Genomic DNA, 18,405 nt, shown 5'->3' on the forward strand with positions numbered 1-18,405 from the left:
GGCACGACGACGGAGGGGGCCGCGCCGTCCGGCGCGACCCCCCGATCGTCGTGCGTCAGACGCGGGCCGCGCGCCGGACCACGTCGCCGAGCGCGTCGGCGTCGAGCGCGTACAGGTCGCGCGAGCCGGCGGTCGCCGCGGGGGCCAGGGCGGATGCCGCGGGCAGCAGCTGCTCGGCGTAGAACCGGGCGAGCGGGAGCTGCGTTGCGGCGATGCCGTCGTCGTCGAGGCCACGCGCGGCGAGCGCGGACGTGGCGAGCAGCCAGCCGCCGACGACGAGGCCCCAGATGCGCAGGTAGGGGCTGGAACCGGAGAGGACCGAGTTCGGGTCGGCGGCGCCGGTGCGCAGCATCCAGCCGGTCGTCTGCTCGAGCACGTCGAGACCGGAGGCGAGCTGCGAGCGGATGGACGTGAACTCCTCGCCCGCGGCCGCCAGCTCGGCGTCGAGCTCGCGCATGGAGGCGATGAACTCCAGGGCCGAGGCGCCGCCCCGGACGCCCAGCTTGCGGCCGACGAGGTCGGCGGCCTGGATGCCGTTGGTGCCCTCGTAGATCGCGGCGATGCGCACGTCGCGGTAGTGCTGGGCGGCGCCGGTCTCCTCGATGAAGCCCATGCCGCCGTGGATCTGCAGCGCGAGCGACGTGAGCTCGTTGCCGAGGTCGGTGCCGAACGACTTGCAGATCGGGGTGAGCAGGCTCGCGATCTCGTCCGCGCGGGCGCGGGTCGCGGCATCCGGGTGGTGGGTCGAGATGTCGACGTGGACGGCGTTCAGCAGCATCATGCGTCTGAGCGCGGCGATGTACGCCTTCTGCGTCATGAGCATGCGGCGGACGTCGGGGAAGTCGATGATCGCGCAGTCCTGCGCGGCCCCGATCGCGCGACCCTGGACGCGCTCGGTCGCGTAGTCGAGCGACTGCTGGTACGCGCGTTCCGCGACGGCGAGACCCTGCGTGCCGACCGACAGGCGGGCGCTGTTCATCATCACGAACATGATGCGCATGCCGAGGTTCTCCTCGCCGATGAGGTAGCCCGTCGCATCCTCGTACGACAGCACGCAGGTGGGGGAGCCGTGGATGCCCATCTTGTGCTCGACGCCGACCGTGTGCACGCCGTTGCGCTCGCCGAGCGAGCCGTCGTCGTTCGTGAGGAACTTCGGCACGATGAAGCACGAGATGCCCTTCGTGCCCGCGGGCGCGTCGGGCGTGCGCGCCAGGACGAGGTGCACGATCTGCTCGCTGAGGTCGTGGTCGCCGAACGTGATGAAGATCTTCTGGCCCGTGATGCCGTACGTGCCGTCGGGACGCTTCACGGCCTTCGTGGTGAGGGCGCCGACGTCGGAGCCGGCGTGCGGCTCGGTGAGGTTCATGGTGCCCGCCCACTCGCCGGTCACCATCTTCGGCAGCCAGGCCTGCTTCTGCTCCTCGCTGCCGTAGTGCAGGAGGGCCTCGATCGCGCCCTGCGTGAGCAGCGGGGCGAGCGAGAAGGCCATGTTGGCCTCCATCATGAGCTCCTGGATGGCGAGCCCGATCGTGCGCGGGAAGGCGCCGCCACCGTACGCCTCGGGCAAGGGCACCGAACCCCACCCGGCCTCGACGTAGGCGGCGTACGCCTCGCGAAACCCGGTCGGCGTCGTCACGGTGCCATCGGGGTTCAGGCGGGCGCCCTCGAGGTCGCCCGCCCGGTTGGTGGGGGCGACGACCTCGGCCATGAAGCCGCCGACCTCCTCGAGGATCTCGGTGACCATGTCGAGGTCTGCGTGTTCGAAGCCCGGAAGCTCGGCCACCTGCTCGTAGCCCACGACATGCTCGAGGGCGTACGCGAGGTCGGCGACGGGCGGACGGAAATCAGTCATCTTCGGACTGTAGGCGCGGGCACCCGCGTGCGGGCCGAATCTGTCGCCATCCACGAAGCGTGTCGGGCGAAGCGGGGCCAGGCTTGTACCTCCCGCCAGTCGGCGCGTCGTGAGGTCTCCGGAGCGGCCGGCCGGGTGCGAATGGGATGGCGTCGGCGCGCCGCTACACCCCGGCGAAGTACCTCCGTCGGAGGAACCGGTCCGTGCCCGGGCGGAACTACCCGGCCCGTCATCCATCGGACGTCGCCGTCGGAGTGAGCGGATCCTCGGCTGCGGGAATGCAGCGCGCCGAGCCGCGTTGACCCTGAGGGGGTCTCGCGCCGAGGACGACCCGGCGAGGAGGACGTGTGACCGAGCAGACCGCGGTGGGATTGCGATCCGAGCGCGGGCCCGTGCTGGCGGCACTGATGCTGTGCACCGGGCTCGTGGCGATCGAGGCGACGATCCTCGCGACGGCGGTGCCGTCGATCGTGGCCGACATCGGCGGGTTCGCGCAGTTCCCGTGGCTGTTCTCGATCTACCTGCTCGCGCAGGCCGTGTCGGTCCCGGTCTACGCGAAGCTCGCCGACACCATCGGTCGCAAGCCGATCATGCTCGTGGGCATCGGCGCGTTCCTCGTCGGCTCGGTCCTCGCGGGCTTCGCGTGGGACATGACCTCGCTCATCGTGTTCCGCGCGATCCAGGGCCTCGGCGCGGGCGCCGTGCTGCCGGTCTCCATCACCATCACGGGCGACATCTACACCGTGCGGGAACGCGCGCGCGTGCAGGGGTACATCGCGAGCGTGTGGGCCGCGTCATCCGTCATCGGACCCTCGCTCGGCGGCCTGTTCGCCGAGTTCCTCTCGTGGCGGTGGATCTTCTTCGTCAACATCCCCCTCAGCCTCATCGCGGCGTGGATGCTCATCCGCAACTACCACGAGCAGGTCGAGCGCACGAAGCACAAGGTCGACATCGCGGGCGCCGCCGTGCTCACGGTCGGGCTGACGCTGCTGATCCTCGCGATCCTCGAGGGCGGCCAGGCCTGGGCGTGGACCTCGTGGCAGAGCGTCGGCGCGTTCGCCGTCGCCGCGCTGCTGCTGCTGTCGTTCGTGCTCATCGAGCGACGGGCGGCCGAGCCGGTGCTGCCGCTCTGGGTCTTCTCGCGACGGCTGATCGTGACGACCTCGCTCATCTCGCTCGGCGTGGGCGCGGTGCTCATCGGACTCACGTCGTACGTCCCCACCTTCCTCGAGATCTCCGCGGGCGCGACGCCCATCGTGTCGGGGCTCGCCGTCGCCGCGCTCACCCTCGGGTGGCCGATCTCGGCCTCGCAGTCGGGTCGGCTCTACCTCCGCATCGGGTTCCGCAACACGGCGTTCCTCGGCCTCGGCATCGCCGTGCTCGGCTCGCTCGGCCTCGTCGCCGCGACCTTCGTGCCGCACCCGGTCACGACGGCGATCGCGTGCTTCGTGGTGGGTCTCGGACTCGGGCTCGTCGCCTCGCCGACGCTCATCGCCGCGCAGTCCTCGGTGCCGTGGTCGGAGCGCGGGGTCGTGACGGGGGCGAACATGTTCCTCCGCTCGATGGGCAGTGCCGTGGGCGTGGCCGTCTTCGGCGCGGTCGCGAACGGCGTGATCGCCGACTCTGGGCTCGGCGCGCATTCGGCGGCGGCCATCCGGTCGGCTTCGGCCGCGGTCTTCATCGGCGTCGCGATCGCGGCGGTCGCGACGATCGCCGGCGCCGTGGCCATGCCGCGCGCGCACGTCGACGACATCGAGCACCGGCCGGCGGAGCCCGCGGAGGCCGCCTCGGCCTGACGCCGGTCGCACGCGCCGCGACCGCGACGGGCCGAAGGTCTTGCCGATCCGGCCGCCTCCGTGGTCAGATGTGGCCGACGAGGGGGTGCGTCGATGGCGAAGACGAGCGCGGCAGCGGCCGAGCGGTGGCGCGCCCGCCGGACCCCGCGCCGACCCGCGTCGCGGCTGTCGGAGCAGTGGACGGTCGTCGACGGGGTCGACGTGTTCTTCCGGGAGTCGCCCGGGCCCGCAGCGGACGCGCGCGTGATGCTGCACGTGCACGGGTTCGGGATGTCGGGCAGGTATTTGCTGCCGACGGCCGAGCTGCTCGCCGCCGACTTCCACACCCTCGTGCCCGACCTGCCGGGCTTCGGCCGGAGCGGCCGGCACCCCGAGGGGCTCGACATCCCCGACCTCGCCCACGCCGCCGCGCGCTTCCTCGACGTCCGGGGCGTCGAGCGGGCCACCCTCGTCGGCAACTCGATGGGCTGCCCGGTGATCCTCGAGTTCGCCCGACGCTTCCCCGACCGCATCGACCGGGCCGTGCTCGTCTCACCCGCAGGCGGCGCGTTCAACCGGCCGCTCACGCGCGCCATCGGCCAGCTCGCACGCGACGGCACGCGGGAGCCCCCGCGCATGGCCGGCGTCGCAGTGCCGGACTACGCCCGGTTCGGGGTGCCGAGCACGCTGAAGCTGTTCCGCGCGCTGACGCAGTACCCGTCGCTCCAGCGACTGCTCGAGCTCGAGTTGCCGACCCTCGTCGTGCTCGGCGATCGCGACCCCCTGATGCCCGGGCCGGCCCGGGTGCAGGAGGTCGCCGGCGAGGTCGACAACCACGTGCTCGCCGTCACGATCGAAGGCGCCGCGCACGCGATCAACTTCAGCCACGCGCGGGCCCTCGCGCACATCATCCGCCGGTTCATGGACGACCGCTCCATCATCGACGACCCGACGTCGACGGGTGGAGCCCGCGTGGTCGAGATCCACCGCGGCGTGCACCATCCGACCGCCACGGACGGCTGAGCACCCCGCGCCGGCGGCCCCGGGAAACGGAACGGCCCCGCCGCGTCGGAACGCAGCGGGGCCGGTCGGCGCCCGCGCCGGAGGCGCGGACGCGAGGTCGCTCGTCAGACGGCCTGCGGCAGGATGTCGAAGGCCACGCGTCCGTCCTCGGCGACGCTGGCGTCGAGCATCTTGTCGTCGAGCGCGATCGTCGCGCGCTCGCCGAGGTAGACGCGGGCGCCCGACCGCTCGATGACGGCGTCGCCGGATTCGGGCGCGGGCGCGATCGCCACGCCGAACTGGGTGCCGTCCGGGTCCTCGGCCTCGATGCGCAGGCCGGACCCCTCGGGGGCGCCGTTGCCGGCGACGATCTCCTTCACGACCGTGGCCGCGGTATCGGTCAGTGTGAGCATGTTCGTCCTCCTCTGATCGCGAGTCGGCCACGATTCCAGATCGTTCGGTCGACCGCCACCTCGCTGCGGCGGTTTCGCTCATCGCGTACGCGCGCGCTCCCGCGCGTCGCGCCGATCGCGTCTACGCCGCGTCGGAATCCGCTCCGACCGGCTCGCTCGTGCCGCGGAGCAGCACGGGAAGGGTCCGGGTCGCGTAGGGGGAGGCGTCGAAGTCCTCCTCGCGGTTGCCCATGAGCAACCAGCTCTCGAACGACCGCTCGTACGTGTCGACGACCACGCGCACCGCGAGCGTCGGCGACCACGTGAACCGGCGATCGAGCTTCTCCATGAGGTCCTCGAACACGGGCACGAGCCGCTCGACGAAGGACCGCTCCGCGGCGGCCGCCGCGTCGCCCCCGCCGGCCTGCGAGGTCAGGGCGCGCAAGCGCCGCTGGGAGCGGATGATCAGCCCGCCGCGGTCGAGCGGCCACGAGTCGGCGAGCATGCGGGCGGCGACCTCGACGGGGTCCGGGGCCGGGGTGACGGATGCCTCGGGCATGCCGGATGCCTCGGGGATGCCCGATCCGTCGGACCCGTTGCCCTCCGCCGCGCCGCGCTCGTCGGACCCGCCGTCAGCCGCGTCGGCGTCCGCATCCGCATCCGCGGCGGCCGCGCCATCCGTCACCTCGACCGCGTCGAACGCGTCGACCGCCGACCTCAGCCGGCTCACGCAGTCGTGCACCAGCTGCTCGTTCACCGCGTCGAGCAGTTCGTCGTCGGTCGCGAAGAATCGCCGGAAGGCCTTGGGGTCCACGCCGTTCTGCTCGCAGATGTCGGCGATGAGCCGGTCGTCCAGCTCGCGCCCCGAGCCGAGCGCGACGCGTGCCGCGCGCGTCAGCCGGTCGATCGTCACCTGACGCTGCTCGCTCCCTCGGCTCACGCCCGACCCCGCTCTCCGTCTCGTCGAATCCCCGATGAGCGTACTCCGCCGCCGATGCGCCGGACGTCGGGGCCGCGTAGGCTCGCCCACCGTGCAGGAACCTCCGGAATCCGCGACATCGGGGCTCGCTCGGCTCGGCCTCGGCCTCGCCGCGCTCGGCCGACCCGCGTACATCACGACCGGCCGCGACGCGAGCCTGGGCGACGACCGCAGCGTCGACGCGATGCGGCGCCGGGCGCACGCGATGCTCGACGTTGCGTGGGAGCGCGGCATCCGCTTCGTCGATGCCGCCCGGTCGTACGGGCGGGCCGAGGAGTTCCTCGGATCGTGGCTCGCCGCGCACCCCGGGCGCCGCGGCGAGCTCGAGCTGGAGTCGAAGTGGGGCTACGCGTACGTCGGCGGATGGCGCATGGACGCCGAGGTGCACGAGCGGAAGGACCACTCGCTCGCCATGCTCGAGCGCCAGTGGCCCGAGACGCTCGCCGCGCTCGGCGGCGCACCCGACCGGTACCTCGTGCACTCGCTGACCCCCGAGAGCCCGGCGCTCGCCGACGAGGCGCTGCTCGACCGGCTGCGCGAGCTCGCGGCATCCGGCGTCTCCGTCGGCATCTCCACGAGCGGACCTCATCAGGCCGACGCCCTCGACGCCGCCCGCACGCTGCCCGATTCGCCGTTCGGCACCGTGCAGGCGACGTGGAACCTGCTCGAGCCCTCGGTCGGCCCCGCGCTCGCGCGCGCCCACGACGCCGGCTGGTTCGTCGTCGTGAAGGAGGCGGTCGCGAACGGGCGGCTCACGCCCGCCGGGTCCGAGGCGGATGCCGCTGCGCTCGCCGCGGCCGATGGAGAGGGCATCGACGCCCTCGCGATCGGCGCCGCGCGCGCCCAGCCGTGGGCCGACGTCGTGCTCTCCGGCGCGATGACGGCCGGGCAGCTCGACGCGAACCTCGCGTCGCGGGCGCCGGCGACGGATGCCGCGGCCGTCGCGGCCGCCACGGCCCTCGCGGAGGATCCGGTCGCGTACTGGGCGGCGCGGAGCGCACGGACCTGGGGGTAGGTGCGGCGCGCCGCCGCGGCATCCGTCACCGCATGGGGCGGTTGCACAGGGCCGAGGTCTACCCTGAAATGTGACTTCCGACGACATCCCCACCGAGGCAGAGGCTCCCGAGGAGCCCACGACGCCCACCTTCGCCGATCTCGGACTCGAGGGGGCGGTGCTCGAGGCGCTCGACGACGTCGGCTACGAGACGCCCTCCGCGATCCAGGCCGCGACCATCCCGACCCTGCTCGAGGGGCGCGACGTCGTCGGCCTCGCGCAGACCGGAACCGGCAAGACCGCCGCGTTCGCGCTGCCGATCCTCGCGCGCCTCGACACCTCCGACCGCAGCCCGCAGGCGCTCGTGCTCGCCCCCACGCGCGAACTCGCGCTCCAGGTCTGCGAGGCGTTCGAGAAGTACGCGGCGCACCTGCCCGACCTCCACATCCTGCCCGTGTACGGCGGCCAGGGGTACGGCGTGCAGCTGTCGGCGCTGCGCCGCGGCGTGCACATCGTCGTCGGCACGCCCGGCCGCGTGATCGACCACCTCGACAAGGGCACGCTCGACCTGTCGGGCCTCAAGTACCTCGTGCTCGACGAAGCCGACGAGATGCTGAAGATGGGCTTCGCGGAAGACGTCGAGACGATCCTCGCCGACACCCCCGACGAGAAGCAGGTCGCGCTGTTCTCGGCGACGATGCCCGCGGCGATCCGACGGATGTCGGAGCAGTACCTGAACGACCCCGAGCAGATCACGGTCAAGACGAAGACCCAGACCTCGGCGAACATCACGCAGCGCGTGCTCGTCGTCGCGCACGCGCGCAAGGTCGACGCGCTCACGCGCATCCTCGAGGTCGAGGAGTTCCAGGGCGTGATCATCTTCGTGCGCACCAAGAACGCGACCGAGGAGCTCGCCGAGAAGCTCCGCGCGCGCGGCTACGAGGCCGCCGCGATCAACGGCGACATGGCGCAGGCGCAGCGCGAGCGCACGGTCGAGGCCCTCAAGTCGGGCAAGCTCGACATCGTGGTGGCCACGGATGTCGCGGCCCGCGGACTCGACGTCGAGCGCATCACCCACGTGATCAACTACGACATCCCCACCGACCCCGAGCCGTACGTGCACCGCATCGGCCGCACCGGTCGCGCCGGGCGCACCGGCGACGCGATCAGCTTCGTCACGCCGCGCGAGCGTGGCCTGCTGAACCGCATCGAGCGCACGACCAAGCAGCAGATGACGCCCATGCAGCTGCCGAGCGTCGACGAGATCAACGAGTCGCGGCTCTCGCGGTTCGACGACCGCATCTCGGCCGCGCTCGAGCAGTCCGAGCGCATCGAGGGCTTCCGCGACATCATCGCCCACTACGTGCGGCACCACGACGTTCCCGAGACGGATGTCGCCGCGGCGCTCGCCGTCGTCGCGCAGGGCGATTCGCCGCTGCTCATGGAGCCCGAGCCGGAGCCCGCGCCGCGCGAGCGCGGACGGGACCGGTTCGACCGCGACGACCGCGGCGGGCGCGACGACCGCTACGGCGACCGGGACCGGGGCGATCGCGGGCCGCGTCGTTCGCGCGAGGGCATGGCGACCTACCGCCTCGACGTCGGCAAGCGGCACCGCGTGATGCCGGGCCAGATCGTCGGTGCGCTCGCCAACGAGGGCGGACTGGCGCGCGACGACTTCGGCGCCATCCGGATCCAGGGCGACTTCTCGCTGGTCGAGCTGCCCGCGAACCTGCCGGCCGACGTGTTCGAGCGCCTCGCCGACACGCGGATCGCCGGACGTCCCATCGACCTCCGCCTCGACACGGGCGGGCGGCCGCGCCGCCAGTACGACGACCGTCGCGGCGGCGGCGGCGGTCGCTACGATCGCGACCGTGGCGGCTACGATCGCGACCGTGGCGGCTACGACCGCGGACGCGGCGGTTACGACCGCGACCGCGGCCAGGGCGGCGGCGGACGCGGGTACGACCGCGACCGCGGGTACGACCGCGACCGCGGGTACGACCGCGACCGCGACCGCGCGCCGGGCGGCGACTCGGCCGACCGCAAGCCCCGCAAGCCGCGGCACGGCAAGTCCTGACCCGCTGATCCTCACCCGTGCATGAGGATCCGGTCGATGCCCCCGCACGGCGGGGCGGAGGCGGGATCCTCATGCGCCAGGACCGAACGCGGGCGCGCTCAGGTGCGGCGGGCGAGCTCCTCGCTGCGCCAGCGGTCGTAGCGGTCCCACGGGTCCTCGTCGCCGGCGGAGAGCTCGGCGACGTGCCGCACGATCGGCTCGTCGAACCGGAACCACTCGCCGCCGGGCCAGCGGGATGCCGCGAACTCGGCGTGCCGGCGCTGCTCCAGAGCCCGCCCGCCGCGCTCGAACGCGAGCACCTCGTCGTGCGGGATCGCCGCGAGGCGCCGCCGCGGGTTCGACGACGTGCCGATCTTGACGCGTTCGCGCCAGCGGACGTAGTAGACGACGTCGACGCGCGGCGGCGGGAGCTCGCCATCCGGGACTTCGCCGACCCGCCACTCGCAGACCGCGCACACCCACCCCGACGGGTACCGCACGCCGACCCGCGATCCGCAGACCAGGCACGCGCCGGGCAGCACGTCGGCCACGCCGTGCTCGCGGGCGACCCAGTCGTGCGCCGCGAGCAGGTGCGTCGTGCACAGCGCGAGCGGAGCGCCGGGCTCGGCGGGCGCGCCGCACGGCCCGCGTTCGTCGACGGCCGTGCAGGCCGCGGCATCCGTCGCCATGCCCCGCACGCTACGCCGCCCCACCGACGCGAGGCCGCCCGTGGAGCTGACGCCCCGCCGAGTACGGCTTCTGCGGTGGAGTGCGCGTTCGAACCGGCCTCCGGCGCACAAACCGTACTTGGATGGGGGAGCAGGGCACGGGCTGCACGACCGGGACGCGCGCTCAGCGTTGCGGCGTCGTGCTCGCGCGCACCACCAGCTCGGGCTGGAACACCGTCTGCCGGGGGATGAGCTCGGGGTCGGCCGTCTCCTCGAGCAGGATCCGCAGCGCCGTGCGCCCGATCATGCGGCTCGGCTGCCGCATCGACGACAGCGGCACGGCGGCCGCCGCGGCGAACGAGATGTCGTCGAAGCCGATGAGGGCGATGTCGTCGGGCACGAGCACCCGGCCGCCGACGATGAGCGACTGCAGCAGCCCGAGGGCGAGCAGGTCGTTCGCGGCGAAGATCGCGTCGGGCCACTGCGAGCGCGGGCGCGCGATGATGCGGGCACCGGCCGCCGCGCCGTCGGCGACCGTCAGTGCGTCGGTCGCGACGACCTCGAGGTCGATGTGCTCCCCGGCGTTCTCAGCGGCCGCCCTCGCCCCGGCGAGCCGGTCGGTGACCTGGCGTATCTCGAACGGACCGCCCACGAAGGCGATGCGGCGGCGTCCGGTCGCGATCAGGTGCTCCACGGCCATCCGCCCGCCCGCGACGCTGTCGACGGAGACCGAGCTGAACCGCCCGTCGCCGCTGAACCGGTCGACGAGTACGGCGGCGATCCCGCGCGACCGGAGCCGCTCGAGGCGCGGGTTGATGTCGCCGTAGGGCGAGATGAGCACGCCGCGGACCTGCTGCTCCTCGAAGAGGTCGAGGTACATGCGCTCGCGCTTCGGGTCCTCGTCGGTGTTGCCGTAGAGGATCGCGATGCCCGACTTCGAGCCCTCGTCCTCCGCGCCGCGGACGACGTCGCCGAAGAACGGGTTCTGCCCGTCGAGCACGACGAAGCCGACGGTCGTGCTCACGCCGGCGCGGAGCTTGCGGGCGGCGTCGTTGCGCACGTAGCCGAGCGTATCGATGGCCTCCTGCACGCGGCGGACCGATTCGGCCGACACCTCGCCGGGGCGGTTGAGGACGTTGGAGACCGTGCCCACCGAGACGCCCGCGTGCTGGGCGACGTCGCGAATGCTGACCGCGGCCATCCTGCTCCTTCGCAATCGATCTGGAGGCATCCGTCCGGGCCGGACTTGACCCTCGCCGATGTCCTCCATAGAGTATGCCTGAATCGAGCCTGAATCGATTCATAAAGTTTTCACCTCAAGGAGGAGGACGTGACCGTGGCCCAGCCCCCCACGACCCCCGCGCCCCCGGCGCTCGAGCTGTCGAAGGTCGTGAAGTCGTTCGGCGCCGTCGTCGCCCTCCGCTCCGGCACCATCACCCTGGAGCAGGGATCGATCCACGCGCTGATCGGCGAGAACGGCGCGGGCAAGTCGACGCTCGTGAAGATCATCGCCGGCCTCTACCGCCGCGATGCGGGCACCTTCAAGCTCCGCGGCGAGGAGGCCGACTTCCACTCGACCGCGCAGTCGAAGGCCGCCGGCATCGCCGTCATCTACCAGGAGCCGACGCTCTTCCCCGACCTGTCGGTGACCGAGAACATCTTCATGGGCCGCCAGCCCACGAACCGGTTCGGCCGCATCGACCGCAAGGCCATGCGCGCCGAGGCGCAGGAGATCTTCGCCCGACTCGGCGTCTCGATCGACCCCGACCGCATCACCGAGGGTCTCTCGATCGCCGACCAGCAGATCATCGAGATCGCCAAGGCCATCTCGCTCGACGCGCGCGTGCTGATCATGGACGAGCCGACCGCCGCCCTCTCGGGCGTCGAGGTCGAGCGGCTCTTCGCCGTGGCGCGCAGCCTCCGCGACGAGGGCCGCGCGCTCATGTTCATCTCGCACCGCTTCGACGAGGTCTTCGCGCTCTGCGACACCGTCACGGTCATGCGCGACGGCAGCTACATCGCGACCGAGGCCATCAGCGAGACGAGCGTCGACGAGCTGGTCCGCCAGATGGTGGGGCGGGATGTCGCCGAGCTCTTCCCGAAGCTCCCGGCAGAGGTCGGCGACGAGGTCCTGGTCGTCGAGGGGCTCACCCGGACGGGCGTGTTCCACGACGTCAGCTTCTCGGTCCGCGCCGGCGAGATCGTCGGGCTCGCGGGCCTCGTCGGGGCCGGTCGCAGCGAGGTCGCGCGGGCGATCTTCGGCGTCGACCCCTACGAGTCGGGGCGCGTCACGCTCGCGGGTGCCGCGCTGCCCAAGGGCAACCCGCGCGTCGCCATGGCGCGCGGCCTCGCGCTCGTCCCGGAGGACCGCCGCAAGCAGGGCCTGGTGCTCGACGAGAGCGTGTCGCGCAACGTGACCCTCGCCATCCGCGACTCGCTCGCGACCGCCGGCCTCATCACGAACCGCACCGAGAACGCCGCGGCAGCCATCTGGGCGAGTCGGCTCGAGGTGAAGACCGCGTCGCTCGACGCCGAGACCGGCACCCTGTCGGGCGGCAACCAGCAGAAGGTCGTGCTCGGCAAGTGGCTCGCGACCGAGCCGAAGGTCCTCATCGTCGACGAGCCGACCCGCGGCATCGACGTCGGCACGAAGTCCGAGGTGCACCGCCTGCTCTCCGAGCTGGCGCAGCAGGGCATGGCGATCCTCATGATCAGCTCCGAGCTTCCCGAGGTGCTCGGCATGGCCGACCGCGTCCTCGTCATGCGCGAGGGCTGGCTGACCGGCGAGTTCCCCCGCTCCGAGGCCACCCCCGAGACGGTCATGTTCGCCGCCACCGCTGACAAGGAGGAGGCGAAGTGACCGCCACCGCAGCCCCGCCCGTCAAGCCCGGAGCATCCGCGGCCTCTCGCGCCGTCTCGCACCTGTTCAAGGCGCGCGAGACCGGCATCGTCATCGCGCTGCTCCTCGTCATCGTCGTCGCGACGATCGTCAACCCGAACTTCCTGTTCTCCAGCGACGGGTTCCGCGACCTGCTGCTGACGCCGTCGCTTCTGCTGCTCGTCGCCGTCGGCCAGGCGGTCGTGATCATCACCCGGAACGTCGACCTCTCGGTCGGATCCGTGCTGGGCCTCACGGCCTACCTGACCGGCCGGCTGTTCATCGACGTGCCCGGCATCCCGATCATCGTCGTCTTCATCGCGGGCATCGCGCTCGGCGCCGTCCTCGGCCTCATCAACGGCGCGCTCGTCGCGTTCGCGAAGGTGCCCGCCCTCGTGATCACGCTCGGCACGCTCTACGTCTACCGCGGCATCAACGTCGCGTGGACGGGCAGCGACCGCATCAACGCCTCCGACCTGCCCGCCGCGTTCCGCGGTCTCGGAACGGGGCAGATCCTCTACATCCCGATCCTCACGATCATCGCGGTCGTCGTGCTCGTGATCGCGGCGTGGGTGCTTCGCAACCTCCGCAGCGGCCGCGAGTTCTATGCGATCGGTTCCGACCCGGATGCGGCGCACCTCTACGGCCTCCGCGTGACGCGCCGCATCCTCACCGCGTTCCTCCTGAGCGGCGCGCTCTCCGGCCTCGCCGGCGTGCTCTACGCGGCGCGGTACGGCACGGTGAGCTCGCAGGCCGGAACCGGGTGGGAGCTCCAGGCGATCGGCGCGGCCGTCATCGGCGGCGTCGCGATCTCCGGCGGCGTGGGCACGCTGTGGGGTGCCGCGATCGGCGCCTACCTGCTCCTGACCATCAATCGGGCGCTGCCGATCCTCGGCATCCAGGACTTCTGGCAGCGCGCCGTGGTCGGCGCCCTGATCATCGGCGCGATCGTGCTCGACCGGGTGCTCGCGCTCCGACAATCCCGCAAGCTGCTCGAGATCAGGGAGGAAGGCCGATGACCGCCACGGCACCGGCGTCCGAGCCGGACACCCGGACCACCCGCACCTACACCGCGTACAGCAACCCGCTCTGGCGGCGCGTGCTGCTCACGCGCGAGTCCGCCGTGATCGGGCTGCTCGTCATCGTGATCGCGGTCTCGCTCGCGGTCGTGCCGAACTTCGACAGCCCGCTCACCGTGACCTACCTGCTGCGCGACATCGCACCGATCCTGCTGATCGCGCTGCCGATGACGCTCATCATCATCACCGAGGAGATCGACCTCTCCGTCGCCTCGATCGTGGGCCTCTCGAGCGTGATGACCGGCATCCTGACCCAGGCGGGCCTGCCGTTCCCGGTCGCCGCCATCGCCGCGATCCTCGTCGGCACGGTCGCGGGCGTCATCAACGGGTTCCTCGTGACCGTCGTCGGCCTGCCGTCGCTCGCCGTCACGATCGGCACGCTCGCGCTGTTCCGCGGCATCGCCGTCGGCCTGCTCGGCACGACCGCGGTCACGGAGTTCCCCGAGTTCTGGTCCGACCTCGCGCGCGACAACATCCCCGGCACGCCGATCCCCGGCATCATGATCCCGTTCGTCGTGCTGGCGATCGCGTTCGCGATCCTGCTGCACTTCACGCCGTTCGGTCGCTCGCTCTACGCGATCGGCCTGAACAAGGAGGCCGCGGCCTTCTCGGGCGTCGACGTCGGCCGCACCAAGTTCCTGCTCTTCGTGATGAGCGGCGCGGTGTCCGGCTTCGCCGGGGTGTACTTCACGCTGCTCTACAACAACGCCCGCGGCGACAACGCGACGGGCATGGAGCTGCAGGTCATCGCCGCGGTGCTCCTCGGCGGCGTCTCGATCTTCGGCGGACGCGGCGCGCTGCACGGCGTCATCGCGGGTGTGCTGCTCATCGGCACGCTCGGCAGCGCGCTCCGCCTCGCCGGGGTCACCAGCGACATCATCAACGTCATCACGGGAGTGCTGCTCGTGCTCTCGGTGGTGTCGGCAAGCCTCCTCGCCTGGCTCCGCCGTCGGCGGATCTCGGCGATCGGGAAGAAGAAGGAGCGCGAGCTGGCGGCATCCGCGTCGTCCTGATCGCTCCACCTGGAATCACACAGTCGCCTCATCGGCACCAAGGAAGGAAACAACGATGTTCACCAAGCACCGTTCGCGCCGTTTCGGCGTGGCGATCACTGCGGCGGCTGCCGCGACGGTCCTGGCCCTGACGGGCTGCGCCTCGAGCGGGGATGGCGGGGGTGACGGGGGCGGGGATGACGCGAACCTGTCGGTCACGTTCCTGCCGAAGAACCTGGGCAACCCGTACTTCGACACCTCGTCGGCCGGCGGCGAGGAGGCGGTTGAGGAGTTCGGCGGCACCTTCGCCGAGGTCGGCCCCTCGGAGGCGTCGCCGACGTCGCAGGTGTCGTTCATCCAGACCGCGGCGCAGCAGGGCGTGGGCGCCCTGGTGGTGTCGGCGAACGACCCGGAGGCGATCTGCGACGCCCTGGACGAGGCATCCAGCGCCGGGGTCAAGGTCGTCACGTTCGACTCGGACACCAACCCGGAGTGCCGTGACCTGTTCATCAACCAGGCCACCGCTGAGGGCATCGCGAAGGTCCAGGTCGACCTGATCGCGGAGCAGATCGGGGATGCCGGTCAGATCGCGATCCTGTCGGCGTCGGCGAACGCGACGAACCAGAACGCGTGGATCGAGATGATGGAGGAGGAGCTGGCCGCCAGCCACCCCGACATCGAGCTGGTCGAGGTCGTCTACGGTGACGACGACGACCAGACCTCGTTCGACAAGACCGCGGCGCTGCTGCAGACCTACCCGGAGCTGAAGGGCATCATCTCGCCCACCACGGTCGGCATCGCGGCCGCGGCCCGCTACCTCTCGACCTCGGAGTACCAGGGCCAGGTCGCGCTGACCGGGCTGGGCACCCCGAACCAGATGCGCGAGTACGTCGAGGACGGCACGGTCACCGCGTTCGCGCTGTGGAACCCGGCCGACCTGGGCTACCTGGCCGCGTACGCGGCGCAGGCGCTGATCACCGGCGAGATCACCGGTGAGGAGGGCGACACGTTCGAGGCCGGCAAGCTCGGCGACTACGAGGTCGGCGCCGACGGCACGGTCCTGCTCGGCGACCCCTACGTCTTCGACGCCGACAACATCGGCGACTTCGACTTCTAAGGAGTCACCGCACCGCACGGACGGGCCCGGGGCGAACGCCCCGGGCCCGTCCCGCGTACCCGGCGCCATCCAAGTGCGATTTCTGGGGTGGAGTACGCTCCGAAACCGCGCTCAACCGCAGAAACGGCACTTGGATGTGCGCAGCGCGGGGGGCGGCGGGTCAGGCGTCGCCGTGCGCGCGCCGCTCCATCTGGTAGATCGCGGCCTGCGTGCGCCGCTCGAAGCCGAGCTTCGACAGCAGCCCCGACACGTAGTTCTTCACGGTCTTCTCGGCGAGGCCGAGCTGCTCGCCGATCTGCCGGTTCGTGAGCCCGTCGGCGATGAGCGCGAGCACCTGCCGCTCGCGGAGGTTGAGCGCGCTGAAGCGCGGGTCGTCGTGCTCGTCGGCCTTCGCCTGCTGCGAGACGCGCGCCGCGATCGAGCGGTCCATGAGCGAGCGACCGGATGCCACCTTCCGCACGTCCTCGACGATGGTCGTGCCGCGCACGTTCTTCAGCACGTACCCGGCCGCGCCGGCCAGCACGGCCGACATGGCGGCCTGGTCGTCGTCGTAGGCGGTCAGGATCAGGCACGCGAGCTCCGGATGCCGCGACCGGAGCTCGCGGCAGAGGTCGATGCCGTCGCCGTCGGGCAGGCGCATGTCGAGCACGGCGACATCGGGGTGGGTCGCCTCGATGCGGGAGAGCGCCTGCGCGATGGTGCCCGCCTCGCCGACCACCTCGAGGTCGTGCTCGCGATCGAGGAGCTGGGCGACGCCGCGCCGGACGATCTCGTGGTCGTCGACCAGGAACACTCGGGTCATGTCGGCGGGTCTCCTTCGGTGGGGGTGATGGGGGCCGACCACCGGGCACGGGTGCCGGCGGTGCTGCTGTCGAGCTCGAAGGCGCCGCCGAGCCGTTCGGCCCGGATGCGCAGGTTCTCGAGTCCGCTGCGGCGGGCGGCGTCGCCGATGCCGCGCCCGTCGTCGGCGACCTCGGCCGTGACGCGTCCGTCGGCCGCGACGATCGTGAGCGTGACGGATGCCGCGCCCGAGTGCTTCACGGCGTTCGAGAGCAGTTCCCGGACCGACGCGGTGAGCTCGTCCGCGAGCGCGCCCTCGGCGAGCAGGTCGACCGGTCCGGCGAAGGAGACCGCGACGGGCTGGGGGAGGTGCCGCGACGCCGACCCGGCGAGGTCGAGCACGCGGTGCCGCAGCGTCGGCGCGCCACCGTCCTGCGGGGTCAGCGCGAACACGATCGTCCGGACCTGCGCGATGGCCTCGTCGATCGCGTCGACCGCCGACCCGAGCCGCTCGGCCACCGGGTCGGGGGAGTCGGCGGCCGCGGCCGCGAGGTCGAGTCCGGCGCCGTAGAGCTGCTGCACGACGTGATCGTGCAGGTCGCGCGCGATGCGCGCCCGGTCCTCGAGCAGGAGCCCGCGCTGCTGCGCTTCGCGCGCCTCGGCGAGCTCGGCGGCCAGGGACACGCGCTCGGCCAGGTCCTCGGCGATCCGCATCTCGGCGGAGGTGAAGTGCGGGGCGCCCGGGTGCCGCGCGGCGGCGATCACGATGTTCGGTGCGCCGTCGCGGCGCAGTGCGGTGAAGAGCACCGGCCCGCACGAGCCGTCGTGGTGGAGGGCGAGCGCGTCGGGCGGCTCGATCCGTCCGCCGGGCGTCGCGCGCGTCTCGCCGCCCTCGAGGACGACGGCGGCGAGCGTGCGGTCGGCGTCGACGACGGCCCCGGCGACGCAGTCGTCGGCACTCGCGCCGCGGACCTCGACCACGCGGACCGCCGTCTCGTCGGCGCCCACCAGGATCGCGACGCGGTCGGCGGCACCGCGATCGACGAGTTCGTCGGCGAGGAGCGCCGCCGTGCCCTCGGACGACGACGTGAGCAGCGCCGACACGACCTGGGCGGATGCCGCGGCCCACGCCTCGCGCGTGCGGGCCTCCGCGTAACGGCGGGCGTTGTCGACCGCGAGCCCCGCCGCGGTCGCGAGCGCCGAGATGAGCTCGACGTCCTCGTCGCTGAATCCGCCGCCGCGCCGGTTCGTGAGGTAGAGGTTGCCGAAGACCTCGTCGCGGACGCGCACGGGGACGCCGAGGAACGAGCCCATCGGCGGGTGGCCCGCCGGGAACCCGACCGACCTCGGGTCCGCCGAGATCGCCTCGAGCCGGATGGCGTCGGGATGGTCGATGAGCGCGCCGAGCAGCCCGCGACCCTCGGGGAGGTGCCCGATCCGCTGGACCGTGTCGTCGGGCATCCCGACGTGCACGAACTCCTCGAGTCCGCCCTGCGGGGCGAGGACGCCGAGCGCGCCGTACTGCGCGTCGACGAGTTCGACGGCCGAGGTCACGATGCTCCGCAGCACGTCGGCGAGCTCGATCTCGCCGACGATCGAGCGGGTCGCGTCGAGCAGGGCCCGCAGTCGCCCCTGGGTGCGCATGACCTCGCCGGCGCGTTCGACCAGGTCGGTCAGCGCGCGATCGAGCTCGGCCCTGGGGCCCTCGGGAAACGACAACGGCGCGGGGTGCTCCATGCCACCTCCATGGCAGGCGGTTGCTGCCGAATCTATCACCCGGCGTGTCGCGGGCGAGGCGGGACCAAAGGCCCCGGACGGGGGGCATCCGGCGCGGATGCTGG

15 protein-coding genes are annotated in these 18,405 nt (G+C 72.2%); 8 read left to right on the forward strand and 7 right to left on the reverse strand.

The features are described 5' to 3' along the window. Positions 1–55: 55 nt before the first annotated feature. The gene (locus tag ACQ393_RS00105) at positions 56–1,852 is read right to left on the reverse strand and encodes an acyl-CoA dehydrogenase (protein WP_430644782.1); all 1,797 of its coding nucleotides are present in this window, start codon (positions 1,850–1,852) and stop codon (positions 56–58) included. A 407-nt stretch (positions 1,853–2,259) separates the two neighbouring features. Between ACQ393_RS00105 and ACQ393_RS00110 the strand changes: the two genes are divergently transcribed. Then, the gene (locus tag ACQ393_RS00110; protein WP_430645323.1) at positions 2,260–3,648 is read left to right on the forward strand and encodes an MFS transporter; all 1,389 of its coding nucleotides are present in this window, start codon (positions 2,260–2,262) and stop codon (positions 3,646–3,648) included. Between the two features lie 93 nt (positions 3,649–3,741). Next, entirely contained in the window at positions 3,742–4,650 is a 909-nt protein-coding gene (locus ACQ393_RS00115) for an alpha/beta fold hydrolase (RefSeq protein ID WP_430644783.1), read from the forward strand. Positions 4,651–4,754: 104 nt separating this feature from the next. On the opposite strand, the gene ACQ393_RS00120 is transcribed toward ACQ393_RS00115, so the two are convergent. Beyond that, a complete protein-coding gene (locus ACQ393_RS00120) occupies positions 4,755–5,042 on the reverse strand; it encodes an iron-sulfur cluster assembly accessory protein (protein ID WP_430644784.1) in 288 nt (95 codons plus the stop codon). 121 nt (positions 5,043–5,163) lie between these two features. Then, positions 5,164–5,934, reverse strand: coding sequence for a hypothetical protein (locus ACQ393_RS00125; RefSeq protein WP_430644785.1), 771 nt, complete (start codon positions 5,932–5,934; stop codon positions 5,164–5,166). 118 nt (positions 5,935–6,052) lie between these two features. Between ACQ393_RS00125 and ACQ393_RS00130 the strand changes: the two genes are divergently transcribed. Both ACQ393_RS00130 and ACQ393_RS00135 read left to right on the forward strand, forming a co-directional pair. Next, on the forward strand, positions 6,053–7,015 hold the full coding sequence (locus ACQ393_RS00130) for an aldo/keto reductase (RefSeq protein ID WP_430644786.1): 963 nt from the start codon (positions 6,053–6,055) through the stop codon (positions 7,013–7,015). Between the two features lie 70 nt (positions 7,016–7,085). Beyond that, positions 7,086–9,071 carry a DEAD/DEAH box helicase gene (locus ACQ393_RS00135; RefSeq protein WP_430644787.1) on the forward strand — a complete coding sequence of 662 codons (1,986 nt, stop codon included), beginning with the start codon at positions 7,086–7,088 and terminating at the stop codon, positions 9,069–9,071. A 98-nt stretch (positions 9,072–9,169) separates the two neighbouring features. On the opposite strand, the gene ACQ393_RS00140 is transcribed toward ACQ393_RS00135, so the two are convergent. Both ACQ393_RS00140 and ACQ393_RS00145 read right to left on the reverse strand, forming a co-directional pair. Further along, a complete protein-coding gene (locus ACQ393_RS00140; protein WP_430644788.1) occupies positions 9,170–9,739 on the reverse strand; it encodes a GIY-YIG nuclease family protein in 570 nt (189 codons plus the stop codon). A 163-nt stretch (positions 9,740–9,902) separates the two neighbouring features. After that, positions 9,903–10,919 carry a LacI family DNA-binding transcriptional regulator gene (locus ACQ393_RS00145; RefSeq protein WP_430644789.1) on the reverse strand — a complete coding sequence of 339 codons (1,017 nt, stop codon included), beginning with the start codon at positions 10,917–10,919 and terminating at the stop codon, positions 9,903–9,905. Positions 10,920–11,054: 135 nt separating this feature from the next. Between ACQ393_RS00145 and ACQ393_RS00150 the strand changes: the two genes are divergently transcribed. Genes ACQ393_RS00150 through rhaS form a run of 4 tightly spaced genes read left to right on the forward strand, consistent with a single transcriptional unit; the run spans position 11,055 to position 15,784 of the window. Continuing rightward, positions 11,055–12,578: a sugar ABC transporter ATP-binding protein gene (locus ACQ393_RS00150; RefSeq protein ID WP_430645324.1), complete on the forward strand. Its 1,524-nt coding sequence runs from the start codon at positions 11,055–11,057 to the stop codon at positions 12,576–12,578. Next, complete coding sequence (locus ACQ393_RS00155; RefSeq protein WP_430644790.1) at positions 12,575–13,615, forward strand: ABC transporter permease; 1,041 nt, start codon at positions 12,575–12,577, stop codon at positions 13,613–13,615. Before ACQ393_RS00150 ends, ACQ393_RS00155 begins: the two co-directional genes overlap by 4 nt. Beyond that, positions 13,612–14,688, forward strand: a complete 1,077-nt coding sequence (locus tag ACQ393_RS00160) for an ABC transporter permease (RefSeq protein WP_430644791.1) — start codon at positions 13,612–13,614, stop codon at positions 14,686–14,688. The genes ACQ393_RS00155 and ACQ393_RS00160 overlap by 4 nt, the downstream gene beginning before the upstream one ends. A 55-nt stretch (positions 14,689–14,743) precedes the next feature. Next, positions 14,744–15,784, forward strand: a complete 1,041-nt coding sequence (gene rhaS / locus ACQ393_RS00165; protein ID WP_430644792.1) for a rhamnose ABC transporter substrate-binding protein — start codon at positions 14,744–14,746, stop codon at positions 15,782–15,784. Positions 15,785–15,944: 160 nt separating this feature from the next. Here rhaS and ACQ393_RS00170 read toward each other — a convergent pair whose 3' ends face one another. Next, positions 15,945–16,586: a response regulator gene (locus tag ACQ393_RS00170; protein WP_430644793.1), complete on the reverse strand. Its 642-nt coding sequence runs from the start codon at positions 16,584–16,586 to the stop codon at positions 15,945–15,947. Then, positions 16,583–18,301, reverse strand: coding sequence for a GAF domain-containing protein (locus ACQ393_RS00175; RefSeq protein ID WP_430644794.1), 1,719 nt, complete (start codon positions 18,299–18,301; stop codon positions 16,583–16,585). The genes ACQ393_RS00170 and ACQ393_RS00175 overlap by 4 nt, the downstream gene beginning before the upstream one ends. Between the last annotated feature and the right edge of the window lie 104 nt (positions 18,302–18,405).

Origin of the sequence: Agromyces sp. GXS1127, from assembly GCF_050565425.1 — a bacterium.
Taxonomy (GTDB): domain Bacteria; phylum Actinomycetota; class Actinomycetes; order Actinomycetales; family Microbacteriaceae; genus Agromyces.

Excerpts from the sequence above, each read along its gene's own strand:
- ACQ393_RS00140 (WP_430644788.1), bottom strand. The coding sequence starts at position 9,739 with ATGGCGACGGATGCCGCGGCCTGCACGGCCGTCGACGAACGCGGGCCG.
- ACQ393_RS00170 (WP_430644793.1), bottom strand. The coding sequence starts at position 16,586 with ATGACCCGAGTGTTCCTGGTCGACGACCACGAGATCGTCCGGCGCGGC.
- ACQ393_RS00175 (WP_430644794.1), bottom strand. The coding sequence starts at position 18,301 with ATGGAGCACCCCGCGCCGTTGTCGTTTCCCGAGGGCCCCAGGGCCGAG.
- ACQ393_RS00115 (WP_430644783.1), top strand. The coding sequence starts at position 3,742 with ATGGCGAAGACGAGCGCGGCAGCGGCCGAGCGGTGGCGCGCCCGCCGG.
- ACQ393_RS00145 (WP_430644789.1), bottom strand. The coding sequence starts at position 10,919 with ATGGCCGCGGTCAGCATTCGCGACGTCGCCCAGCACGCGGGCGTCTCG.
- ACQ393_RS00120 (WP_430644784.1), bottom strand. The coding sequence starts at position 5,042 with ATGCTCACACTGACCGATACCGCGGCCACGGTCGTGAAGGAGATCGTC.
- ACQ393_RS00110 (WP_430645323.1), top strand. The coding sequence starts at position 2,260 with ATGCTGTGCACCGGGCTCGTGGCGATCGAGGCGACGATCCTCGCGACG.
- rhaS (WP_430644792.1), top strand. The coding sequence starts at position 14,744 with ATGTTCACCAAGCACCGTTCGCGCCGTTTCGGCGTGGCGATCACTGCG.
- ACQ393_RS00160 (WP_430644791.1), top strand. The coding sequence starts at position 13,612 with ATGACCGCCACGGCACCGGCGTCCGAGCCGGACACCCGGACCACCCGC.
- ACQ393_RS00105 (WP_430644782.1), bottom strand. The coding sequence starts at position 1,852 with ATGACTGATTTCCGTCCGCCCGTCGCCGACCTCGCGTACGCCCTCGAG.